Source organism: Flavobacteriales bacterium, from assembly GCA_016715895.1.
Classification (GTDB): domain Bacteria; phylum Bacteroidota; class Bacteroidia; order Flavobacteriales_F; family PHOS-HE28; genus PHOS-HE28.
On record JADJXH010000003.1, the window covers coordinates 1,056,666 to 1,074,211 of the forward strand.

16 protein-coding genes are annotated in these 17,546 nt (G+C 66.9%); 10 read left to right on the forward strand and 6 right to left on the reverse strand.

From position 1 onward, the window contains the following. The first annotated feature begins 190 nt into the window (after window positions 1-190). The gene (locus IPM49_04905; GenBank protein MBK9273865.1) at window positions 191-1,078 is read left to right on the forward strand and encodes a 3-hydroxybutyryl-CoA dehydrogenase; all 888 of its coding nucleotides are present in this window, start codon (window positions 191-193) and stop codon (window positions 1,076-1,078) included. Continuing rightward, a complete protein-coding gene (locus IPM49_04910) occupies window positions 1,075-1,575 on the forward strand; it encodes a GNAT family N-acetyltransferase (GenBank protein MBK9273866.1) in 501 nt (166 codons plus the stop codon). The genes IPM49_04905 and IPM49_04910 overlap by 4 nt, the downstream gene beginning before the upstream one ends. Before the next feature lie 21 nt (window positions 1,576-1,596). Here IPM49_04910 and IPM49_04915 read toward each other — a convergent pair whose 3' ends face one another. Further along, entirely contained in the window at window positions 1,597-2,292 is a 696-nt protein-coding gene (locus IPM49_04915; GenBank protein ID MBK9273867.1) for a DUF4294 domain-containing protein, read from the reverse strand. Between the two features lie 64 nt (window positions 2,293-2,356). After that, window positions 2,357-3,976: an acetyl-CoA carboxylase biotin carboxylase subunit gene (gene accC / locus IPM49_04920; GenBank protein MBK9273868.1), complete on the reverse strand. Its 1,620-nt coding sequence runs from the start codon at window positions 3,974-3,976 to the stop codon at window positions 2,357-2,359. A 3-nt stretch (window positions 3,977-3,979) separates the two neighbouring features. Here accC and IPM49_04925 point away from each other — a divergent pair, with 3 nt between their 5' ends. After that, a complete protein-coding gene (locus IPM49_04925) occupies window positions 3,980-4,801 on the forward strand; it encodes a hypothetical protein (GenBank protein ID MBK9273869.1) in 822 nt (273 codons plus the stop codon). A gap of 2 nt (window positions 4,802-4,803) precedes the next feature. On the opposite strand, the gene IPM49_04930 is transcribed toward IPM49_04925, so the two are convergent. Further along, entirely contained in the window at window positions 4,804-5,496 is a 693-nt protein-coding gene (locus IPM49_04930; GenBank protein MBK9273870.1) for an alpha/beta fold hydrolase, read from the reverse strand. 52 nt (window positions 5,497-5,548) lie between these two features. Between IPM49_04930 and IPM49_04935 the strand changes: the two genes are divergently transcribed. Further along, window positions 5,549-7,789 carry a cation:proton antiporter gene (locus IPM49_04935; protein ID MBK9273871.1) on the forward strand — a complete coding sequence of 747 codons (2,241 nt, stop codon included), beginning with the start codon at window positions 5,549-5,551 and terminating at the stop codon, window positions 7,787-7,789. Window positions 7,790-7,833: 44 nt separating this feature from the next. Here the strand turns inward: IPM49_04935 and sucC are convergent, their stop codons facing one another. After that, window positions 7,834-9,024 (reverse strand): ADP-forming succinate--CoA ligase subunit beta, encoded by a 1,191-nt coding sequence (gene sucC, locus IPM49_04940; GenBank protein ID MBK9273872.1) that lies wholly within the window; start codon window positions 9,022-9,024, stop codon window positions 7,834-7,836. A gap of 61 nt (window positions 9,025-9,085) precedes the next feature. Between sucC and IPM49_04945 the strand changes: the two genes are divergently transcribed. Genes IPM49_04945 through IPM49_04965 form a run of 5 tightly spaced genes read left to right on the forward strand, consistent with a single transcriptional unit; the run spans window position 9,086 to window position 13,420 of the window. Then, window positions 9,086-9,733, forward strand: coding sequence for an ABC transporter ATP-binding protein (locus IPM49_04945; protein ID MBK9273873.1), 648 nt, complete (start codon window positions 9,086-9,088; stop codon window positions 9,731-9,733). Window positions 9,734-9,751: 18 nt separating this feature from the next. Further along, window positions 9,752-10,465, forward strand: coding sequence for a hypothetical protein (locus IPM49_04950; protein MBK9273874.1), 714 nt, complete (start codon window positions 9,752-9,754; stop codon window positions 10,463-10,465). Further along, window positions 10,462-11,220, forward strand: coding sequence for a DUF4412 domain-containing protein (locus IPM49_04955; GenBank protein ID MBK9273875.1), 759 nt, complete (start codon window positions 10,462-10,464; stop codon window positions 11,218-11,220). The genes IPM49_04950 and IPM49_04955 overlap by 4 nt, the downstream gene beginning before the upstream one ends. Beyond that, on the forward strand, window positions 11,217-11,828 hold the full coding sequence (locus IPM49_04960) for a YdeI/OmpD-associated family protein (GenBank protein ID MBK9273876.1): 612 nt from the start codon (window positions 11,217-11,219) through the stop codon (window positions 11,826-11,828). Before IPM49_04955 ends, IPM49_04960 begins: the two co-directional genes overlap by 4 nt. A gap of 17 nt (window positions 11,829-11,845) precedes the next feature. After that, window positions 11,846-13,420: a T9SS type A sorting domain-containing protein gene (locus IPM49_04965; GenBank protein ID MBK9273877.1), complete on the forward strand. Its 1,575-nt coding sequence runs from the start codon at window positions 11,846-11,848 to the stop codon at window positions 13,418-13,420. 23 nt (window positions 13,421-13,443) lie between these two features. Here the strand turns inward: IPM49_04965 and IPM49_04970 are convergent, their stop codons facing one another. Next, window positions 13,444-14,232 (reverse strand): hypothetical protein, encoded by a 789-nt coding sequence (locus IPM49_04970; protein ID MBK9273878.1) that lies wholly within the window; start codon window positions 14,230-14,232, stop codon window positions 13,444-13,446. An 86-nt stretch (window positions 14,233-14,318) separates the two neighbouring features. Between IPM49_04970 and IPM49_04975 the strand changes: the two genes are divergently transcribed. Next, window positions 14,319-15,068 carry a TIGR02757 family protein gene (locus tag IPM49_04975; protein MBK9273879.1) on the forward strand — a complete coding sequence of 250 codons (750 nt, stop codon included), beginning with the start codon at window positions 14,319-14,321 and terminating at the stop codon, window positions 15,066-15,068. Here IPM49_04975 and IPM49_04980 read toward each other — a convergent pair. Further along, window positions 15,055-17,475 carry a VCBS repeat-containing protein gene (locus IPM49_04980; GenBank protein ID MBK9273880.1) on the reverse strand — a complete coding sequence of 807 codons (2,421 nt, stop codon included), beginning with the start codon at window positions 17,473-17,475 and terminating at the stop codon, window positions 15,055-15,057. The two genes, IPM49_04975 and IPM49_04980, sit on opposite strands and share 14 nt — an antisense overlap. Window positions 17,476-17,546: the final 71 nt, after the last annotated feature.

Sequence of the window (17,546 nt, forward strand, 5' to 3'; positions counted from 1 at the left end):
ACCACCGCGTGACAGTGCTCTCCCACGGGCTTACGCACGACAGTGCCCACGCACAGTCCAACGTGCAACAGTGCCCGCCCGCTGCCCATTGTCAACTGTGGTACTGTCCACTGTCCCACTGTCCACTGTTACAGGGAGGACCGTACGCCGGGCACTGTCCGCTACTTTCGTCCCCCTATAGATCGAAAAGATGAACATCTCCGTCATCGGTGCCGGCCAGATGGGCAATGGCATCGCCCACGTGTTCGCGCAAGGTGGATACCGGGTCACCCTCATCGACATCGCGCAGGACAGGCTGGACAAGGCCGTGGCCACCATTGCGAAGAACATGGACCGCCAGGTGGCCAAGGGCGGCCTCACCGAGGAAGGCAAACAGGCGGCCCTCGCGAACATCGCCACCACCACCGACATGGCTGCAGGCGTGCGCACCGCAAACCTGGTGGTGGAGGCCGCCACGGAGAACGTGGACCTGAAACTGAAGATCTTCCGCGACATCGATACGCATGCCCCCCAGGGCTGCATCCTTGCGACCAACACCAGCAGCATCAGCATCACCCGCATCGCCGCCGCCACCCACCGTGCGGGCGACGTCATCGGCATGCACTTCATGAACCCCGTGCCGGTGATGAAGCTGGTGGAGGTGATCCGCGGCTACGACACCACGGATGCGGTCACCAGGACCATCATGGACCTGAGCACCGCGATCGGCAAAGTGCCGGTGGAGGTGAACGACCAGGCGGGCTTCGTGAGCAACCGGATCCTGATGCCGATGATCAACGAGGCCATCGAGACCCTGTTCCAGGGCATCGGTGGCGTGGCCGAGATCGACACGGTGATGAAGCTGGGCATGGCGCATCCCATGGGACCACTGCAGCTGGCGGACTTCATCGGGCTGGATACCTGCCTGGCGATCCTGCGCGTGCTCCACGAGGGCTTCGGCAACCCCAAGTACGCCCCCTGCCCCCTGCTCGTACAGATGGTGACCGCAGGCAAGCTGGGCGTGAAGAGCGGTGAGGGCTTCTACCGGTACACCGCCGGCAGCAAGGACCTGGTGGTTGCACCCGCGTTCGCGAAGTGAACATCCGCGAGGCGACACCGGCCGACATCCCGGTGATCCAGGGCATCGCCCACGCCTGCTGGCCGGTGGCCTACACCGGCATCATCAGCCCGTCACAGATCGCCTACATGCTGGACCTCATGTACGGAACGCCGGCGTTGGAGGAGCAGTTCGGGCCGATGGGGCACCGGTTCCTTGTCGCCGAGCAGGAGGGCCGCGTCATCGGGTTCGCAGGGTTCGAGCACGGATACGGACCCGGGCGATCACGGCTGCACAAGCTGTACGTGCTGCCCGAGGTGAAGGGGAAGGGTGCGGGACACGCCCTGCTCGAAGCCATGTTGCTGGAGGCCATGAAGGCCGGTGATGCCGCCGTGGAGCTGAACGTGAACAGGCACAACCCGGCGAAAGCGTTCTACCAGCGCCACGGCTTCACGATCGAACGCGATGAGGTGCTCGACATCGGGGAGGGTTTCGTGATGGACGACCATGTGATGCTGCGCCGGTTCCGACCGGGGTGAGCCGCAGGTCGGGACGACCGGTCAATGCACCCGATCGGAGGCCGTAAGGCCGTAGCGCTTGAACAGCCGGGCCTTTCGTTTCTCGAGCCGCGCGGTGGCTTTCGGGGTGCGCGCCTCCCGCGCGGCCACCGCCAGCTCGCCGGCCTGGATGCGCAGCACGATCTGCTCGATCATCGCATCCTCGCCGAGCGGGTCGTAATCGTCCTTCAGGTCGTTGCCGAAGAGCTTCGCCACCCCCTGCCAGATGAAGGCCTGAAAGCCGCCGCGCAACTGCTTCACCAGATCGTAGCCGGTGCTTCCGGTCTCCCGGTCGATGAGCTTGATGAGGATGCCGCCCTGGGTGATGGTGAGGTCGGTGATCTCCGCCTCGAACTCGGCACGCAGCTCCGCCTCCGCAAGCTTCATGTACAGGTCCCTCTGCCGGTCGCTCGTGATCGCGGCCACTTCATACCCATACTGCTCCAACAGTTCCGCGCTGACCCGGGCATAGGGCCACACCTTCACCACGTTGCGCACCAGCCGGTCGTAGCGCGCGGCCTGGCGCCGGGCCCGGGCGCTGGTGAAGCCTTCGACGCGTTTCTCAGGGAGCAGGATCGTGGGCACGGTATCACCATCCTCCACCCGCAGGGTGATGAACGGGTAGGGCGAGCGCTCCTGTGCGGCGACCTTCGGCAGCCACATCAACAGGAACAAGGCAAGCGTGACGGGTCTGGGCATGGGACCCCCATTGTGGACGTCGGAACAACGCAAAGGTGGGGCCGTTCTTGCCCCTTCTACCCGCTTAGCGCCTCCGAAGTTTCCACAGCGACACGGCATCCGCGACGGCAGGTGCCACCACGGCCGCCCCCGAGCGCCCGTCCAGCAGCATGGCCGCGATGGACGCAGCGGCGCGCGCCTCCACCGGGTCCGTGCCGTCCAGCACCTCGGGACGGAAGTGATCGCGCACGAAGTGCGTGTCGTACGACCCACTGCGGAACGCCTCATGCCCCATGGTGAACCGACAGAACGGCAGAGTCGTTTCCACGCCTCCGATGGCGTAGTCGTCGATGGCCCGTTCCATCCGCGCGATGGCCTCCTCCCGCGTGGCCCCGTGAGTGATCAGCTTGGCGATCATGGGGTCGTAATGGATGGGGATGGTCATCCCCTCCTCGAAGCCGTCGTCCACACGCACACCGGGACCCTGCGGGGGGCGGTAGGTGGTGAGCGTGCCGATGTCCGGCAGGAAGTTGTTGGCCGGGTCCTCGGCGTACACGCGGATCTCGATGGCGTGGCCGTTGATGGCAAGGTCCTCCTGCGTGAAGGGCAGCTTCTCCCCTTCCGCCACGCGGATCTGCAGCTTCACCAGGTCGAGGCCGGTGATCATCTCGGTGACGGGGTGCTCCACCTGCAGGCGGGTGTTCATCTCCATGAAGTAGAAGTTGCGCTGCTCGTCGAGCAGGAACTCCACCGTGCCGGCGCCCACGTAGTCCACGCTCTTTGCCACGTTCACCGCGGCCTCGCCCATGCGCTTGCGCAGCTCGGGGGTGAGCACCGCGCTGGGGGCCTCCTCCACCACCTTCTGGTGGCGGCGCTGCACGCTGCATTCGCGCTCGAAGAGGTAGCACACGTTGCCATGGGTGTCGGCCATCACCTGCACCTCGATGTGGCGCGGGCCGGCCACGTACTTCTCGATGAACACGCTGCCGTCGCCGAAGGCGTTCTGCGCCTCGCTGATGGCGCGTTCCAGGCTCTCCTTCAGCTCGGGCTCGGCGTTCACCACGCGCATGCCCTTGCCACCGCCGCCCGCCGCCGCCTTGATCAGGATCGGGAAGGTGATGGTCTTCGCCACCTTCATGGCCTCCTCCAAGCCGCTCACGGCGCCCTCGGTGCCGGGTACGAGCGGCACGCCGAAGGCCTTCACGGCCTCCTTGGCGGCGAGCTTGTCACCCATCACCTTCATGGCGTGGGGCGTGGGGCCCACGAAGGTCACGCCGGCCTTCTCAAGCGCCTGGGCGAAGGCCCCGTTCTCGCTGAGGAAGCCGTAGCCCGGGTGTACCGCGTCGACCTTCAGGTCCTTGCAGACCTGCACCAACTTGTCGATCACCAGGTAACTCTCCTTGCTGGGCGCGGGACCGATGCACACGGCCTCATCGGCGAAGCGCACGAAGGGCGCATGGCGGTCGGCCTCGGAGAACACGGCCACGGTGGAAATGCCCATCTCGCGGGCGCTGCGCATCACACGGAGCGCGATCTCTCCCCGGTTGGCGACGAGCAGCTTCTGGATCTTCTTCGCTTTCACGGCGTGAAGATGGGGAGAAAGAGAAAGTGGTGAGAACGGGCAGAACGGTGAGCATGGTGAGAATGGTGCCTTGTTGACGTACCCAAGGTTCCATGGCTTGGCGTGGTCTTTGGAAAGCGCCATCCGATGAGCCGCGCTCTCACCCTTCTCGCCACCCTCGCCACCCTCACCGCACTCCACGGGCAGGGTCGCGTACGCACCATCGACACCGATAGTGGCCGTGTGGTGCAGCACTACTTCACCACGGGTCAGGTGAGCACGCTGGAATGGACCGACAAGGACGGCCGCTTCGGCCGCAGCCGGGCCTTCAAGCGTGACGGGACGGTGATCGTGGACCACCACACGCGCCGGATCGCCGGGCATGCCTCGGTGCACTTCGAGTACCACCCGAACGGGGCGGTGCGCAAGGCCGAGTTCAGCGATGCGCCCGATGCCGGGATCCAGTGGTACCGGAGCACGACCACCTTCGACGACCAGGGCGACCGCACGGGCTTCAGCGAGCAGGGGCATGATGACCTGCACGTGATCCCTCGGCCCGGCACCACCTTCACCGCGCCGGTGGAGCCGGTGGGCCCCACGGAGGATCCGGTGCGGGTGCCGGAGGTGGCCATCTGCCAGAAGCTGTTCGTGAACGAGGTGTTCGTGGTGAACGCCACACGGCACGCGGCCAGGGTGCGGGTGCAGGTCACGCACCCCTCCCCTGCGCCGGGTCCTGCAGCGCACACGTTGGCACCCGGCGACACGGTGCGCCTCGGCACCTACACCATCGGTGAGACCTTCGAAGGACCGGAGAACCACCTCGCCGTGGAGGCCATTCGGGTGGTGCGGAACCGCGATCGTCCCACGGCATCAGGTGAACTGCGCACGAACGAGGCCCAGGTGAGCCCGGAGCACCGCCGCTACTACATGGTGCTGTCCGGCTGGCGACCACCCCGTCGTGAACGGTAGGCTCACCCGCCTTCCATCCCCTCCCAGAACCGGGAGAGCTGGGTGATCAGCAGGTCGAGGTCGACATCCTCGAACGGGTGGTGGGTGCGCGGGAGGACCATCACACCGGCATCCTTCAGCTTGCGTGCGGTGAGCAACGTGTCCTCCGGCACGGCCGTCGTGTCGCGGTCCCCCACCATCAGCAGCACCGGGCATTCGATGGCGGCCAGCACCTCATCGGTGAGCAGCGGCGCGCTGGCCAGGCGGGTCATGAGCTCGGCGGTGTGCTTCACCAGGTCCTTCCATCGCGCGGGGCCGTGCGCGGAAGCGAGCCCCATGGCGAACTCGGGCACCTTCTCCTCGATCAGCTGCGGGTCGAGCTTCTTCAACTCCTTCTGGAGTCCTTCGGTCGTCCACACGAGCTTGGTGCCCAGGGTGGCCACGGAGGCCACGCGGCCGGGATGTCGCGCGGCCCAAAGGAGGGCCGCATAGCCACCCATGCTGTAGCCGAAAAGATGGACCGGGGCATCCACCTTCTCCAAGGCGGCATCCATGTCACGCAGGAAGTGCTCGAAGGAAAGCCCATCGGCCGGCACTTCGTCCTCCCCATGCCCGGTGAAGGTGAGGCTGCGGCAGGTGGCATGGTCAAGGCTGTCGGCCAGATAAGCGAGCTGGCGTTTGGTACCGAGCGCGCCGTGGAGCAGGAGGATGTTCATGGGCGTTGCGAAGATGCGGTATCCGCCGAAGGCGCGGGGTATCTTGAGCCCGATGAGCCTTCTGCCTCCCCTGATCAAGGACCTCGGACTGATCCTGTCCGTGGCGGCGGTGACCACCCTGGTGTTCAAGCGGATCCGGCAACCGTTGGTGCTGGGCTACATCGTGGCCGGTTTCCTGGTCGGCCCCCACGTGAAGTTCATGCCCACCGTGACGGATGAGGTGAACATCCGCACTTGGTCGGAGATCGGTGTCATCTTCCTGCTGTTCGGATTGGGTCTGGAGTTCAGCTTCAAGAAGCTCGCGCAGGTGGGCGGCGCAGCGGCCGTCACCGCCATCACCACGGTGCTGTTCATGTTGGGCGCGGGCTATGCGACAGGTCAGCTGCTCGGCTGGAGCGGCATGGACAGCGTGTTCCTGGGGGGCATCCTGTCGATCAGCTCCACCACCATCATCGTGCGGGCGTTCGACGAGCTGGGCCTGAAGACCCGGGGCTTCGCGCGGCTGGTGATCGGGGCACTGGTGATCGAGGACCTGGTGGCCATCCTGTTGCTGGTGCTGCTGAGCACGCTGGCGGTCGGTCGCCAGTTCGCGGGCACCGCGCTGTTCCTGGAGATGGGGAAGCTGGCCCTTTTTCTGGCGCTGTGGTTCGGTGGCGGCATCTTCCTCATCCCCACGCTGTTCAACCGCACCCGCCGGCTGATGAACGACGAAACCCTGCTCGTGGTGGCGGTCGCGCTCTGCCTGGCGATGGCGAGCCTGGCCGTGGCTGCGGGGTTCAGCGCGGCGCTCGGCGCCTTCATCATGGGTTCCGTGCTGGCCGAGACCGTGCTGGCGGAACGCATCGAGCACCTCACCCGGCCCGTGAAGGACCTGTTCGGGGCCATCTTCTTTGTGTCGGTCGGCATGCTGCTGGACCCAGGGGTGCTGCGCGACGAATGGGCGCCGGTGCTGGCGATCAGCCTGGTGACCCTGCTTGGCCAGCCCATGAGCAGCGGCGCCGGGGCCCTCCTCGCAGGCCAACCCTTGAAGCGTGCCGTCCAGGCCGGCATGAGCCTGTCGCAGATCGGCGAGTTCTCCTTCATCATCGCCACGCTCGGCCTCACCCTCGGCGTCACCAGCCCCAAGCTCTACCCCATCGCCGTGGCCGTGTCGGTGCTCACCACCTTCATCACCCCCTACATGATCCGTGGCTCGGAAGGCGTCGCCGCCTGGTTGACGCGCAGCCTTCCGCCTTCCTGGGTGGCGGCCCTAGACCGCTACGCGCAGCAGACGGATCAGGTGCGGGTGACCAGCGACTGGCGCAAGCTGCTTCAGGCCTATGCGCTCAACGTGAGCGTGCTCGCGCTGCTGGGCGTTACGGTGATCCTGATCGGCGAGCGCGAGCTGCTTCCCTGGTCCACGGACCGGCTGGGTGCCCGCTCCGGTGCATTGGTGGCCGGATCGATCACACTCGCGGTGCTGCTGCCCGTGGTGTGGGCCATGACCTTCCGCAGGATCCAACGGGCCGCCTACCGGCACCTGTGGCTGAACCGGCGCGCGCTGCGCGGTCCCCTGGTGATGATCGAAGGGGTGCGCATCGTGGCGGCAGTGGTGCTCCTGTCGCTGCTGGTGAACCGGTTCTTCGGTGCGGGCCCGGGCCTGCTGGCGACCGTATTGCTCATGATCGTCGCCGTCGTGCTCTTCCGGCGAAGCATGCATGCCTTCTACCAACGGCTGGAGAAGCATTTCCTCATCAACTACCACCAGCGTGGGAAGCGACCCGACCGGCCGGAGCTGGCGCCGTGGGACCTTCACCTGGCCGAGGTGGAGGTGCCGGCGACCTCGGTGGCCGTGGGGCGCACGCTGGAGGAGCTTGCGCTGCGCGAACGGCACGGGGTGAACATCGCCCTGATCGAACGCGGCGACCGCACCATCCAGGTGCCCGGCCGCGAGGAACGGCTGATGCCCGGCGACAACCTGGTGCTCATCGGCACGGACGAGCAGCTGGCAGCGGCGGGCGCGGCGCTCAGCCAAAGCCCCGAGGCGAGCGGCATGCCCACCCCGGACCGGTGTGAGATGAAGCTGGTGAAGTACCGCGTGCTGCCCCGGTCACCCTTGATCGGCCGCACCATCCGCAGCAGCGGCATCCGCACGGAAGGCCATGCCCTGGTGACCGGTTTGGAGCGCGATGCCCAGCGCATCCCCAACCCCGACGGGGCCATGGTGCTTCAGCAGGACGACCTGCTCTGGCTGGCGGGCGATGTGGACAGGCTCCGCAGCTTCATGCACAACGGCATGGCGGCGCGGGAGTGAGCCTCATGGGCGCATGTGCCCAGGGCGTCAACCGGTGTGCCGACCTAGGCCAGTACCTCCTTCACCCGGTCGGCGGCCTCCTGGAGGGCCACGGCGCTCAGCACTTTCAGACCGCTGGCGTCGATCAGCTTCTTGGCCTCCTCGGCGTTGGTGCCCTGCAGGCGCACGATGATCGGCACCTTGATGTCGCCGATGTTCTTGTAGGCATCCACCACGCCCTGCGCCACGCGGTCGCAGCGCACGATGCCGCCGAAGATGTTCACCAGGATCGCCTTCACGCGCTCGTCCTTCAGGATGATGCGGAACGCCTTCTCCACGCGGGCCGCATCGGCCGTACCGCCCACATCCAGGAAGTTGGCCGGCTCGCCTCCGCTGAGCTTGATGATGTCCATGGTGGCCATGGCCAGGCCGGCGCCGTTCACCATGCAGCCCACGTTGCCGTCGAGGCGCACGTAGTTGAGGCCTGCCTCGCCGGCCTCCACCTCGATGGGGTCCTCCTCGGTCTTGTCGCGCATCTCCACGTAGTCCGGATGGCGGTAGAGCGCGTTCCCGTCCAGGCGGACCTTGGCATCGACCGCCGCGATGCGGTCGTCGCTCATCTTCAGCACGGGGTTGATCTCGAACATCGCCGCATCGCAGCCCTCGTAGGCCCTGTACAGTGCGGCCACGAACTTCACCATCTCCTTCTTCGCCGTGCCGGTGAGGCCCAGGTTGGTGGCGATCTTGTTGCACTGGAAGGGGCGAAGTCCCACGCGGGGGTCCACGCTCTCCTTGAAGATCTTCTCCGGGGTGTGCTCGGCCACCTCCTCGATGTCCATGCCGCCCTCGGTGCTGTACATGATGATGTTGCGGCCGCTGGCGCGATCGAGCAGCACGCTCATGTAGAACTCCTTGGTGGGGCTGGCACCGGGCGCGTACATGTCCTCGGCGATCAGCACCTTGTGCACCTTCTTGCCCTGGGGGGGCGTCTGCGGCGTCTTCAGCATCATGCCGATGATGGCGCCGGCCTTCTCGCGCACCTCGTCCGTGCTCTTGGCCAGCTTCACGCCGCCGCCTTTGCCGCGGCCGCCCGCATGGATCTGGGCCTTCACCACCCAGAACTTGGTGCCGGTCTCCTGGCTCAGCCGCTTGGCCGCGTCCACGGCCTCGTCGGCGTTGTAGGCCACGATGCCGCGCTGGACGGTGACGCCATATTGCTGGAGGATCTGCTTGCCTTGGTACTCGTGGAGGTTCATGAAGGTGCGTGCGTTGGCGGGGCGAAAGTAAACCCCGCTCCGGAATGCTTCCTTTGGGGCGGTGATCACGGCGACCGGCATCCGGAAGAAGTTCGGCCCCCTGGAGGTGCTCAAAGGCGTGGACCTGCACGTGGCCGGGGGCGAGGTGGTGAGCATCGTGGGCGCCAGCGGCGCGGGCAAGACCACCCTGCTGCAGATCCTCGGCACCCTGGAGCGGGCCGACAGCGGCACCCTCACCATCGGCGATGCGGAGGTGACCAAGCTCGGCAGCAAGGCCCTCAGCGCCTTCCGCAACCGGCACATCGGCTTCGTGTTCCAGTTCCACCACCTGCTGCCCGAGTTCACCGCGCTGGAGAACGTGCTGATGCCGGGGCTGATCGCCGGACGCGGCATGGCCGATTGTGAGCCGCGCGCCAAGGAGCTGCTGGACAGGCTGAACATCGGGGCGCGCGCCCGGCACAAGCCCTCACAGCTCAGCGGCGGCGAGCAACAGCGCGTGGCCGTGGCCCGGGCCCTCTTCAACAGCCCCAGTGTGGTGCTCGCCGATGAGCCCAGCGGCAACCTGGACAGCGCCCATGCACGCGAGCTTCATCAGCTCTTCTTCGACCTGCGGAAAGAGCTCGGCCAGACCTTCGTGATCGTGACGCACAACGAGGAGCTGGCCGACATGGCCGACCGCAAGCTGGTGATGCGGGACGGGGTGATCTGAGGCCGCTACCTTGGTCCCATGCCCGACCCACGGCCCGGTCCCTCCCGGCGCAGTTTCCGCATCGTGCTCGGCCTGCTGATCGGCCTGGCCGCAGCGAACGCCGGCTACCTGGCGGTAAAGGCTTGGCGGGGTCCGGAAGGCATGCACCGGTTCACCGGCGACAGGCAACAGGCGCGCAACGCCCTGTTCCAACGCATGATCCCGGACAGCGGCGCCATCGTCTTCCTGGGCGACAGCCACCTGGAGCATTATCCGCTCACCGAGCTGTTCCCGCAGTTGCCCGTCGTGAACCGGGGCGTGAGCGCGAGCACCGTCGAGGACGTGACCCGGCGCGTGCGCTTCAGCTGCGGACCTGCACCGGCGCTGATCGTGGTGCATGTGGGCATCAACGACCTGTTCAAGAGCAGGCCGGTGGAGCGGTTCGGATCGGACCTGGCCGCGCTCCTGGATACGCTCCGTTCCGAGCATCCTTCGGCACCGATCCTGGTGGACGAGCTGCTGCCCACGGCGGACAAGGGGATGGACGAGCAGGTCCGTCGCTGCAACGCAACGATCCACCACCAGGCGGACCGCATCGGGGCGGAGGTGCTGCCGCTCTACGATGCGTTCGCCCAAGAGGGAATGATCGATCCCGCTCTCAGCTACGACGGCGTGCACCTCAACGCGGAAGGCTACGCTCGCTGGACCACGCTGCTGGCGCCGCTACTTTCGCGGTACACCTCCACGCCATGAAGAGGCACCACCTGCGTTCGCTGCTGTTCACCATCGGCCACATCGCCGCGCAAGCCGCCCTGGCCCAGATGCCACCCGGCCTCCCAGGGACCGTTCCCCTTGGTGAAGGGATCAGCGTGGTCGACGACACCGACCCGTTCACCCCGAACAGCTTCATCGGTTCGTTCCGGATGGAGACCCGGCTGTACCGCAACAACGTGGAGGAGGGCACCAGCCCCACCACCCTGCGCTACTGGAGCAGCGCCGACCAGGTCCTTGCCGAGGCCGCATCCCCCGGCAACCCGGCCATGCGCAGCCTGGTGGACCTGAAGGGCAAATGGCAGTACATGCTGATGCCCGAGGGCCAGGGCGCACGCATGGCCATGAAGATGCGAAAGAAGAAGGTGGTGCTGGCGGATCCGGGTCAGGGCGAGGTACCCCGGGTGGAGATCACTTCCGAGACCCGGACGATCGACGGGCACTCGTGCGTGAAGGTCATCGCCCGCAGTGCCGATGGCGTGTGGACCGGCTGGGTGGCCCGGGACCTGCGGGCACCCTTCGCCGACCTCCAGCGGGTGGCGGGCACCGGGGATCCACGGCTCACCCGGCGCATGAGCGAGGTCCAGGGTTTCCCGCTGGAATTCGAATGGGTGGATGCCAACGGCGTGGACCGGGTGACCTGCACGGTGCACGACCTGGTCATCGGCACGGTGGATGCGGGCGTCTTCAGCCTGGACGGTTATCAGGTGATGGAACTGCCGGGCATGGGCCGATGAAGCGCAGCACCAAGCTCGATGGGCTGGAGCGCGTGGAGGTGACGAGCCGCGCGCAATGGAGGGCCTGGCTGAAGAAGCACCACCGACGGACCGAAGGCATCTGGCTGGTGCGGTGGAAGGTGTCCACCCCGACCAAGCATGTGTCCTATGCGGAGGTGGTGGATGAAGCGCTCTGCTTCGGCTGGATCGACAGCCTGCCGCGCAAGCTCGATGCGGAGCGCACCATGCTCTACCTGTCGCCGCGGAAGCCCCGCAGCGTGTGGAGCAAGCTGAACAAGGCACACATCGTGCGGTTGGAGGCCGAAGGCCGGATGACCGCGGCGGGCAGGGCCAAGGTCGATGCGGCGAAGGCCGACGGATCCTGGAACACGCTCGACGCCGCGGAGGCGTTGGAGATGCCCGCGGACCTGGCCCGGGCGCTCGACCGGCGCGCGCGATCGCGGACCTACTTCGACAACCTGTCCCCGAGCGCCCGCAAGATGCTCCTCACCTGGATCGGTTCGGCCCGGACCGCGGAGACCCGGAAGAAACGCATCAAGGCCACGGTGGACGAGGCTGCGCAGGGCCGACGGGCCTTCCCTCCCGCGACGAGGCCACCCGCCCCGTGATCGAACGTCCATTGACCATGACCGCATCCCGTCCCTCGTTCGGCCTGCTTGCGCTGATCGGCCTTTGCCACCAACTCGTCCTTGGCCAGTCCTTGTTCCACAACCGGTACGTGCACGCCCAGTACCCTGCGACCAGCGAGCAATTCCAGCCGTTGCCGAGCGGCTCCACGGTGTTCTTCGGCGCCGGGGCGTCCGCGCCCTTTTTCGGTTCCCTCGGCCTGCTGGACCCGCAAGGCCAGCTGGTATGGGGGCGCCAGGTGGACCTGGGGGGCATCGGAGAGACCGGGATCGGTGCGGTGCACGACCTCGGCGATGGCACGCTGCTTTGCGCCGTGCAGGGCTGGTACCCGTCGCACGGGGCCGTGGCGCTGGTGGACACCCTTGGCGCCCTCGTGTGGAGCAGGGATATGGGGATGCCCGTGTCCGACGTCATCCTCACCGCGGACGGCAACTGTGCGGCCCTTGGATGGCGCAGTGTGCTCATGTCGGGGAGCGACTTCGACCTTCACCTGACGAAGCTGGACCTGAACGGCAATCTGCTCTGGACGAAAAGGTACCCCGAGCCGGGCAACCTCACCGGGTTCAACTCCCTGGACAAGATCACCTACAACATGCTGGAGCAGCCCAACGGAGACCTGTGGCTCTGCTTCGGATACACCGATCTCCTGGGGGTGCTCTGTGTGAATGCCACCGGCAGCGTACAGTGGGTGCGCTACTTCGCCACCGGCATCGAGCACGACGTCTTCCAGGTGGGCGGGGATCCCTGCGCGCTCTTGCCCGGCCCGAACGGGACATGGCTGTTCGGCAAGGGCCTCGATCCCAACGGACCCGGTGGGATGTTCGCGATCCTGATCGATGCGCAGGGCCAGGCGACGGCGGGACGTTCCTACACGGCAGGCGGCAACATCCATCTGCGCGATGTGCAACGCGCGCCGGACGGCACCTTCTGGATGTTCGCGGGAATGGGACCCGACCATGCGTTCGTTCATCTCGACCCCAATGCCGATCTGTTGAGCGCGTACAAGCTCAGCGATGGCCTCACGCGAAGTGTCTTCGGCTTCGGCTTGGGGAACGATGGCGCCCATCTGGTCTCACGGGTCCTGCCGGACACCACATGGACGAGCGCACCGCACGCCCGTGAACGGTTCGACCCGATCGCCGGACCGGCATGTGACAGCATGCTGACCGCGACGATCGTCCAGGGGACCTTGGCCGTGCAGACCATTCCAGGTCCGGCGCTCACCGCGCTCCCCGGCATCCAGTCCGCTTCGCAGGTACTGACGCTCGTTCCGAGGATCGTAACGACCGCACCGGAATGCGGAAGCACCGGACATGTCGACGCATCCCACGAGCGCACCGTGCACCCCTACCCTTCCCCGGCCATGGACGTGCTGCACCTCCCGGGATCCGGGTCCGGCGCGTCGTTCGATGTGGAACTGACCGACGCGTTGGGAAGGACCTGGCGGCGCGTGGTCCAGGGCGGGTCCGGGCTGTGGATCGAAGACCTGCCGGCAGGAGCGTACAGCGCGCGGTATCGCGGCACGGACGGGCGACCCCTGCAGGCCCGCTTCATCAAGGTGGACCGTCCTTGACGGTTGGTGCGGGGCATTCCGCGTCAGGGCATCACCGCGAACCGCACCGCGCGCTCACCGGCAGCCTCCATCAGGATGTAGCTGCCCGGGCTCCAGCCGGTGACGTCGAAGACCACCCGACCGCCCGAGGCGGTGCGCTCCAGCACCACGCGACCGGAAGCATCCACCACCCGCACCCCGGCCACTTCACACAGTTCGAACCGGTCGCCCGTGCGCTGCAACGGCAAGGGTTCCGCGTGGTCCGGCAGGGAGGTGGCCAGCGGATCCTCGCAGCAGTTGCCTCCGGCTGAAACGGCCTGGGTGCCCGTCCAGCACCCGTACTGCGTGAGGTGGTACCGCAGGATCCCGCCGAACTCCGTGAGGAAATAATGGGCCACCTGATCGGCCGTGTTGCAGCCCCCTTGGTTGGAGTTGATGTCGCAGGAGTAGGCACAGATCATGCTGCCATTCCCGTTGATGTTCGCGAAGGTGGCCGGGGGTGCGAACCGCACATCGGTCACCGCGTTGGGCGCCCCGTTGATGGTGACGCTGGTGCCCGAGCCGATGCCGCAATGGTCGTTGCTGCCGTTGTAGCCCGCATAGATCACCTGGGTGACGTTGCCGGCGAACGGCCCGGTGAAGACGATCTTGACGAACTCGTAGCTCACGATGCCCACGCGCAGGTCGGGAATGTTCTCGTCCACGTTGATCACCAGCGGACCGCCGTCGTAGTTCGAGTAGAGGATCACGTTGCCCTGGGCGCTGCACAGCGTTTGGGCGGTGACGGGCGCCAGGAGGGCGAACAGGGCGGTGGACAAGGCGATGATGCGCATCGGGGACGGAATGGTGCACCCAAGGTAGCGGACGGTCGCCATCTTGCGCCGTGGCGAACAAGGATCCCGATGGGCGGGTACGGCGTCTGCTCGAAGGTGCCTATCGCCGCTTTGCCACGCCGGTCTTCGCCGACAGCGACCCCTTGCAGGTGCCACGGTCGTTCACGGCGCGGCACGATGCGGAAGTGATCGGCTTCCTCACCGCCACCATCGCGTGGGGTCAGCGGCGCACCATCATCGCGAACGCCTGGCAGTTGGTGCGGCTGATGGACGGGGCTCCCGGCGCGTTCGTGGACGAGGCCTCGGCCAGGGACCTCGACCGCCTGTCCGGGTTCGTGCACCGCACCTTCAACGGCGGCGACCTGCAGCAGTTCGTTCGGAGCCTGCGCCATCTGCGCAGGACGTACGGAGGCATCGAGGAGGCCTTCCTCGACGATGGGTCCGTTGGCGACATGGGAACGGCGATCGCCCGGTTCAAGCGGCGCTTCTTCGAGCCGCGGCACATGGCGCGCACGCGCAAGCATGTGGCCGACCCCTCGCGCGGCAGCAACGCCAAGCGGATCAACATGTACCTGCGCTGGATGGTGCGCAGTTCCGCGGAAGGCGTGGACCTGGGGCTGTGGACCCGCATCCGGCCGTCGGACCTGATGGTTCCGCTGGATGTGCACACGGGGCGGGTGGCGCGCGAGCTGGGGCTGCTCACGCGCGCTCAGGACGACTGGAAAAGCGTGGTCGAGCTCACGGAGAACCTCCGCCAGCTCGACCCTGTGGATCCGGTGAAGTACGACCTGGCGCTCTTCGGGCTCGGCGTCAACCGGGCGCTCAGCGCTCGATGAGCACCGCGGCGGTGGCGGCGTGGCCGGCCTCGTCGCGAGCGTGGAGCATGTAGAGGCCACCGCCCAGGCCGCTGCGGTCCAGCACCACGGTGGTCGACCGGCGCTGCAGGCGGCGCACCTCGCGGCCCGAGGCATCCACGAGCACCAGCTCCACCCGGCCCTGGAACGACCCATCGAGCAGGATGGTGGCCGTGCTGCTCACCGGGTTGGGCACCACGGTGATGGCGGGCGGCGCGGAGGCCGCGAGCTCCTCCACCCCCACCGTCCCGAAGGTGAGCGTGTTCAGCACCGTGTTGGTGATGATGGGCGCGTTCTGGTCGAAGTGGATGGCGGCCGTGTTGTGCACGGTGGCCCCTTCGGCCAATCCGCCGTGATGGTCGATGCTGAACGTGAAATAGCCCTGGCTGCCGATCGGGTCGCTCGCGCTGTCCGGCAGCTGGATGTCGGGGTAGGTCACCACCAGCAGGCCGTCATCGCTCAGGGCCACCGTGTGCACATGGCTGGAACCCAGCACGCGCAGCGAGGAGAGGTCAAGGTCCTGATCGAGGGTGTCCACCAGCACCACCAGACCTGCCGGGATGTTGCCCGTGTTCTGGAAGCGGATGGTGTACACCAGGGTGCTGCCCATGTCGGTGAGGTGCTCCGGTCCCGTGCCACGAGGAAGGACCTGCTTGTCGTTGGGGTCCACCGCGCAGCCCACTTCGCTGTCCACCGTGGCCGAGGACGGATGGGCCACGCCGTTCACCAAGGCCACCACGGCGAGGGAATCATCGAGCTGCTCGCCCACATGGTTCTCGTCCGGCATCACCACCAGCACCTGGATCTGGCGCGTGTGGGTGGCGGGCACGTTCACGAAGGTCCACTGGGGCACCCCGTTCACCACGGCGTCCGGCGCGGGGATGGCACCGGCGAAGGTGCTCAGCGGGTCCAGGTGCAGGGCGGCCGTGACATCAGCGGTCACCGTGCCGGTGTTCGACACCGTGATCCAGTACGGCACCACTTCGTTGCAACGGATGTCGCCCGGTGTCAGCACAGGGCCCAGGGCCACCACGTCCTGATCGGCATGCAGGCCGAAGTCGCGCTCCAGCGCCGTGTTGTTCTGGGCGGTCACCGTCACGTTGTAGAGGTCGGGCGTGGTGTTGGTCCAGCCGGTGACGGGCGGGAGCCACACCGCGTAGGGGCCGGGGATCACGTTGAAGCTGTACATGCCGCTGTGGTTGGTGAAGGTGGCCGGCACGTCGGTGGCCTCCACGCGGATGTTGTACAGCCCATGATCGCTGCCGTTGAAGATGCCGTCGGCGTTCACGTCGTTGAACACGCGGCCCACGATGCTGTTGCCCGCGATGGCCAGGTTGTCGAAGCACACCACGCGGTACTGGGTCACCGAGGCGGTGAACAGCTCGGCATCACCGTCGCCGTCCACATCACCGGCCACCAGCAGGTGGGGATCCACGATCCCGGTGGCGATCACCTGGCGGGGGCCGAAGGTGCCCTGGCCATCGAGGTGCTCGTACCAGGCCAGCTCATCGAGGGTGTTGGAGGCCACGGCCACGTCCAGGTCACCGTCGAGGTCGAGGTCCTGGACCAGCACACGGTCGCTCACCGCCGAGGCGGCGCTCAGGGGCTGGGGCGGGGCGAAGCCGTTGGGCAGGCCGCGCTGCCACTGCAGCTGCTGGTCGGGGGCGCTGGCCATCACCAGGTCCACGAGGCCGTCATTGTCCAGGTCGCGCGGGGCTCCGATGCCCACCGCACCGAGCACGGCGGGCGAGGCGAAGGAGGCGCCGCCGAGGTTCTCGCACCAGCGGAGCTCGTGCGTCAGAGGGTCGTTCCACACCACGTCCAGGTCGCCGTCCGCATCGCGGTCGAAGGCCTCGGCGCGTTCGGCCGATACCGGACCGGCGACGATGCCGCCCAGGTTGAACTGGCCCAGCCCGTTGGTGTTCTCCATCCAGCGCAGCTGGCCGGTGGTGGTGGTGATCAGCAGGTCCATGTCGCCATCGCCGTCCAGGTCTCCCGAAGCGATCGCCAACGCGGTGGGACCGTTGCCCACCACCTCTGCGGGACCGAGGCCGAAGGTGCCCACGTTGCGGTACCAGGTGATCGTATTGCCCTGCTCGTCGCAGCCCACGATGTCGATCCAGCCGTCGCCGTCCACATCGGTCGCATGGCCCACCACGTCGGTGGTGTTCCAGCTCTGCGCCGGGCCGAAGGACTGACCCAGGTTCACGTGCACCACGAGGCCGTTGCGGCTGCCGATGAGGAGGTCGCGCGCACCGTCGTTGGTAAGGTCCACGAGCTCCAGGCTCTGCGGGCCCTCCACCGTGAACTCATGTCCGCCACCGAACTGCGCGAAGGCAGGCAGGCTTGCGATGCTGATCACGAGGAGAAGAGGACGGGGCGCGTTCATGGTCGTCGAGCTTTGCGCGGCTGTTACGCAGGCACCCTTCGATGAGTTACGTCGCAGCATCGACCGGGAAC